This window comes from Rhizobium cauense, from assembly GCF_019511525.1.
Taxonomy (GTDB): domain Bacteria; phylum Pseudomonadota; class Alphaproteobacteria; order Rhizobiales; family Rhizobiaceae; genus Rhizobium; species Rhizobium cauense.
This window is the reverse complement of record NZ_JAEUAT010000082.1, coordinates 1-385: the sequence shown is the minus strand read 5'-3', so window position 1 is coordinate 385 and position 385 is coordinate 1. Positions and strand designations below refer to the sequence as shown.

General features: G+C 57.9%; 1 protein-coding gene. It reads left to right on the top strand.

Features of this window, described 5'->3' with window-relative positions:
* On the top strand, positions 1-385 hold a 385-nt coding region (locus JNB88_RS33230; protein ID WP_220359177.1), incomplete at both ends, for an NAD-dependent epimerase/dehydratase family protein.

The window sequence follows — 385 nt, the reverse complement described above, 5'->3', positions numbered from 1 at the left end:
TTGATGGCGCACAGCTATGCGCATCTCTACAAGGTCCCGACGACAGCTTTCCGGTTCTTCACCGTCTACGGTCCGTGGGGCCGCCCCGACATGGCGCTCTTCAAATTCGTGAAGAGCATGCTGGAAGATCAGCCGATCGAGATCTATGGCGAAGGCAAGATGAGCCGCGACTTCACCTATATCGATGATCTGGTGGAAGCGATCGTCCGCCTTTCTCGCGTTGTTCCATCGGAAGACAACCGCGTGGATGACGAAGCAGTCGAAACGCTTTCGCATCAGGCGCCGTTCCGCGTTGTCAACATCGGCGGCGGCCAGCCCGAAAACCTGATGACATTCGTGGAGACCGTCGAAAAGGCTCTCGGCCAGCCGGCAAAGCGGATGATGC